We start from the raw sequence: 5381 nt of genomic DNA, 5'->3' as shown, positions 1-5381 counted from the left end.
GCGGGTACCTTGAGAACCGGATACCGCGGGTGGAGCGATAGCATATCGACTCCATCCGGGACAGATGCACTAAATCATACCAATTCGAAGTATGAGCGAATGTGTACGGAAGTATAACTTGATAAGGTCTGCCCGTCGGGCAGGCCCCATCATTTCCTAACCAAGAAGCTTTTCAAATCGAATGGATCCGATCAGCGACGAAGCTGGCCGGACGGACGCCTCGCGCCCAATATTTGGGGATGTCTCACATCCCCTTTGGACGGAGAGTTCGATCCTGGCTCAGGATGAACGCTGGCGGCGCGCCTAACACATGCAAGTCGAACGGCACCCCCCTCCGGGGGGAAGCGAGTGGCGAACGGCTGAGTAACACGTGGAGAACCTGCCCCCTCCTCGGGAATAGCCGCGGGAAACCGCGGGTAATGCCCGACGACCCGGGGACCGCGCATGCGGCCCCCGGCAAAGCCCAGGCGGGAGGGGATGGCTCCGCGGCCCATCAGGTAGACGGCGGGGTGACGGCCCACCGTGCCGACAACGGGTAGCCGGGTTGAGAGACCGACCGGCCAGATTGGGACTGAGACACGGCCCAGACTCCTACGGGAGGCAGCAGTGGGGAATCTTGCGCAATGGGGGCAACCCTGACGCAGCGACGCCGCGTGCGGGACGGAGGCCTTCGGGTCGTAAACCGCTTTCAGCAGGGAAGAGACAAGACTGTACCTGCAGAAGAAGCCCCGGCTAACTACGTGCCAGCAGCCGCGGTAATACGTAGGGGGCGAGCGTTATCCGGATTCATTGGGCGTAAAGCGCGCGTAGGCGGCCTGGCAGGCCGGGGGTCAAATGCGGGGGCTCAACCCCCGCCCGCCCCCGGAACCTCTAGGCTTGGGTCCGGTAGGGGAGGGTGGAACACCCGGTGTAGCGGTGGAATGCGCAGATATCGGGTGGAACACCGGTGGCGAAGGCGGCCCTCTGGGCCGTGACCGACGCTGAGGCGCGAAAGCTGGGGGAGCGAACAGGATTAGATACCCTGGTAGTCCCAGCCGTAAACGATGGACGCTAGGTGTGGGGGGACGATCCCTCCGTGCCGAAGCCAACGCATTAAGCGTCCCGCCTGGGGAGTACGGCCGCAAGGCTAAAACTCAAAGGAATTGACGGGGGCCCGCACAAGCAGCGGAGCATGTGGCTTAATTCGAAGCAACGCGAAGAACCTTACCAGGGCTTGACATATGGGTGAAGCGGGGGAGACCCCGTGGCCGAGAGGAGCCCGTACAGGTGGTGCATGGCTGTCGTCAGCTCGTGTCGTGAGATGTTGGGTTAAGTCCCGCAACGAGCGCAACCCCCGCCGCATGTTGCCAGCAGGTCAAGCTGGGCACCCATGCGGGACCGCCGGCGTCAAGCCGGAGGAGGGCGGGGACGACGTCAAGTCATCATGCCCCTTATGCCCTGGGCTGCACACGTGCTACAATGGCCGGTACAGAGGGATGCCACCCCGCGAGGGGGAGCCGATCCCGTAAAGCCGGCCCCAGTTCGGATTGGGGGCTGCAACCCGCCCCCATGAAGTCGGAGTTGCTAGTAATCGCGGATCAGCATGCCGCGGTGAATGCGTTCCCGGGCCTTGTACACACCGCCCGTCACACCACCCGAGTCGTCTGCACCCGAAGCCGCCGGCCCAACCGCTTTGCGGGGGGAGGCGTCGAAGGTGTGGAGGGTGAGGGGGGTGAAGTCGTAACAAGGTAGCCGTACGGGAACGTGCGGCTGGATCACCTCCTTTCTAGGGAGAATTCACTCACCTGAAAGATAGCTCGATATGACGGCGCGGGGCGACACCCGTCCGGCGCATCTCGTCCCGGAGGCCCGCGGCGCCCGGTCCCCGGGGGTCACCCCCGCGTACCTTGAGAGCCGCATAGCGAGACGGATCAAATATTCTGATTCGATCGATTCTCAATCTGTATTGAAGAAGTGAGAAGCATCTGATCGCGACCCCTCCTTGCGGGGGGGCGCGGTATGCGATACCCAATTATGACTAATTGAACGAACGTTACCATAGCATCATGATTTCATGCGGCGCCCGCGCGGGATCGCGCGGGAAGATATGTAGGGCGCACGGCGGATGCCTTGGCACAGGAAGCCGATGAAGGACGCGGCAAGCTGCGATAATCCGCGGTTAGGGGCACACACCCTTCGACCCGCGGGTCTCCGAATGGGCGAACCCGGCAGGCGCGGGCCTGCCATCCCCCTCCCGAATCCATAGGGCGGGGGAGGACAACCCGGGGAACTGAAACATCTAAGTACCCGGAGGAGAAGAAATCAATACCGAGATCCCCCGAGTAGCGGCGAGCGAAAGGGGGCCTGGGACAAACCGGTGAGCGCACGCGGGCGGCAGCCTTCGCGCCACCGGGGTTGTAGGACCGGCCATGGGGCCCCTGCCGGGGCCCCGCGCGGCCGGGCGTGGGGAGCGGAACGGCATGGGAGGGCCGGCCGCAGAGGGTCAAAGCCCCGTACGCGAACCCACGTCCCGGAGCGGGCCGGCACCTGAGTAGGGCCGGGCACGTGAAACCCGGTCCGAACCCGGGGGGACCACCCTCCAATCCTGAATACTCTCCTGTGACCGATAGCGCACAAGTACCGTGAGGGAAAGGTGAAAAGCACCCCGGGAGGGGAGTGAAACAGTACCTGAAACCGTGCGCCCGCGAGCAGTCGGAGCAGCCATGCGCTGTGACGGCGTGCCTTTTGTAGAATGAGCCAGCGAGTTGCTGGCCGGCGGCGAGGTTAACCGGAAGGGAGCCGTAGCGAAAGCGAGTCCGAACAGGGCGTCCAGTCGCCGGCCGCAGACGCGAAGCCGGGTGAGCTATCCCTGGGCAGGCTGAAGCGGGGGTAAGACCCCGTGGAGGGCCGAACGGAAGTGGGTTGAAAACCGCTCCGATGACCTGGGGATAGGGGTGAAAGGCCTATCAAACCCGGAGATATCTCGTTCTCCCCGAAATAGCTTTAGGGCTAGCGTCGGGGGTTCACCGACGGAGGTAGAGCTACCGGATGGACGAGGGGGCTTCGCCGCCTACCGACTCCAACCGAACTCCGAATGCCGTCGGCCCACACCCCGGCAGTCAGAGCATGTGGGCTAAGCTGTGTGCTCGAGAGGGAAACAGCCCAGACCGCCCGCTAAGGTCCCCAAATCCACGCCGAGTGGCAAAGGATGTGCGCTCGCGCAGACAACCAGGAGGTTGGCTTAGAAGCAGCCACCCCTTCAAAGAGTGCGTAACAGCTCACTGGTCGAGTGGGCGCGCGCCGACAATACACGGGGCTAAGCGTGGTACCGAAGCGGCGGGATGACATTTATATATCATCGGTAGGGGGGCGTCGCGCGCGGGGCGAAGCCGGAGGGCCACCGACGGTGGACCGCGCGCGAGCGAGAATGCTGGCATGAGTAGCGAGAGACGAGAGAGTAACTCGTCCGCCGTGAACCCGAGGTTTCCTGGGCCAGGCTAATCCTCCCAGGGTCAGTCGGGGGCTAAGCCGAGGCCGGAAGGCGTAGGCGACGCGCAGCAGGTCGATATTCCTGCACCGCGATGGCGGCGCTATGACCGACGGGGCGACGGATTGGGGTGGCTCGGCGGGGTTCTGGACGTCCCCGTGATGGAGCGCGGCCCGCGGACCAGGGAAATCCGGTCCGCACGAGGGCGAGGCTCCGGACGAAGCGATTTCAGCGAAGCGAGTGAGCCCGTGGTCCCCAGAAAAACCCCTAGGCAGGCGCCATCGCGCCCGTACCGCAAACCGACACAGGTGGGTGGGTAGAACATACCGAGGCGATCGGGTCAACCATGGTCAAGGAACTCGGCACAATGGCCCCGTAACTTCGGGAGAAGGGGTGCCCGCGCGTACGTGGAGGGACTAGCTCCCCGAGCGGAGGCGGGCCGCAGTGAAGAGGCCCAAGCGACTGTTTACCAAAAACACAGGACTCTGCAGAAGCCGAAAGGCGACGTATAGGGTCTGACGCCTGCCCGGTGCCGGAAGGTCACGGGGAGGGGTTAGCCGCGAGGCGAGGCCCCGAACCCAAGCCCCGGTAAACGGCGGCCGTAACTATAACGGTCCTAAGGTAGCGAAATTCCTTGTCGGGTAAGTTCCGACCTGCACGAAAGGCGCAACGACTTGGGCGCTGTCTCGACCATGGACCCGGTGAAATTGCACTAGTCGTGAAGATGCGACTTACCCGCGGAAGGACGGAAAGACCCCGTGAACCTTCACTGCAGCTTGGCATTGGCCGCCAGCGCGGCGCGTAGAGGATAGGCGGGAGACGCCGAACCCGGGACGCCAGTCCCGGGGGAGTCGCCCTTGGAATACCGCCCCCGCCGCGCCGGCGTCCTAACCCGCAGCCGCGATCCGGTGCGGGGACCGTGCCAGGTGGGTAGTTTGACTGGGGCGGTCGCCTCCTAAAGAGTAACGGAGGCGCGCGAAGGTCCGCTCGGGACGGTCGGCAACCGTCCTTTTGAATGCAAGAGTACAAGCGGGCTTGACTGCGAGTCCTACAAGACGAGCAGGTGCGAAAGCAGGCTCTAGTGATCCGGCGGCCCCGAGTGGGTGGGCCGTCGCTCAACGGATAAAAGGTACTCCGGGGATAACAGGCTGATCTTGCCCAAGAGTCCACATCGACGGCAAGGTTTGGCACCTCGATGTCGGCTCATCGCATCCTGGGGCTGGAGCAGGTCCCAAGGGTACGGCTGTTCGCCGTTTAAAGCGGTACGCGAGCTGGGTTCAGAACGTCGTGAGACAGTTCGGTCCCTATCCTCCGTGGGCGCAGGAGAATCGAGGGAGGCTGCCCCTAGTACGAGAGGACCGGGGTGGACGGACCTCCGGTGAACCGGTTGTCGACCAACGGCATGGCCGGGTAGCCGCGTCCGGCGCGGATAACCGCTGAAGGCATCTAAGCGGGAAGCCGTTCCCGAGATCAGTTCTCCTTTCGGTAAGGGCCCAGGTAGACCACCTGGTTGATAGGCCGCAGGTGCAAGGCTGGCGACAGCCTCAGCCGAGCGGCACTAATCGCCCGAGCTCTTACCCGTCGCATCCCCGCGGGCGCAGCTGCATGTGCTTGGCGGGTGCAACTCAGGTCGAAGAGGGATAGGATCCGGCGAGCTCGCTGTGCGGCCCCCAGGGCACGCGGAGACCACCCCCTCATCGTGGGAGGCACTCTCATCGTCTGAAGACGAGCGCCGCCCACCGGTCAGCGGCCATGGCGGGCGGGGCACGCCCGGACCCATTCCGAACCCGGAAGCTAAGCCGCCGAGCGCCGATGGTACTGCGGGGCCAGCCCGTGGGAGAGCAGGGCGCCGCTGACCGGTGGACGGCGCTCGACCCGTATGTAGCGGGCTCGGGCGCGGGGGCGCCGCGGGGGA

At 64.4% G+C, this 5381-nt stretch carries 3 rRNA genes; all 3 read left to right on the top strand.

Annotated elements, in window-relative coordinates:
- Window positions 1-256: 256 nt before the first annotated feature.
- The 3 genes from HF320_RS08975 (at window position 257) to rrf (ending at window position 5324) form a co-directional block, all read left to right on the top strand.
- Window positions 257-1765, top strand: a 16S ribosomal RNA gene (locus HF320_RS08975).
- A 312-nt stretch (window positions 1766-2077) separates the two neighbouring features.
- Window positions 2078-5049, top strand: a 23S ribosomal RNA gene (locus HF320_RS08970).
- Between the two features lie 159 nt (window positions 5050-5208).
- Window positions 5209-5324, top strand: a 5S ribosomal RNA gene (rrf, locus tag HF320_RS08965).
- Together the 16S, 23S and 5S rRNA genes form the textbook arrangement of a ribosomal RNA operon.
- Window positions 5325-5381 lie beyond the last annotated feature (57 nt).

This window comes from Collinsella acetigenes (assembly GCF_012844445.1).
In the GTDB taxonomy this organism is placed as follows: domain Bacteria; phylum Actinomycetota; class Coriobacteriia; order Coriobacteriales; family Coriobacteriaceae; genus Collinsella; species Collinsella acetigenes.
This window is presented reverse-complemented; position numbering and strand designations above follow the sequence as displayed.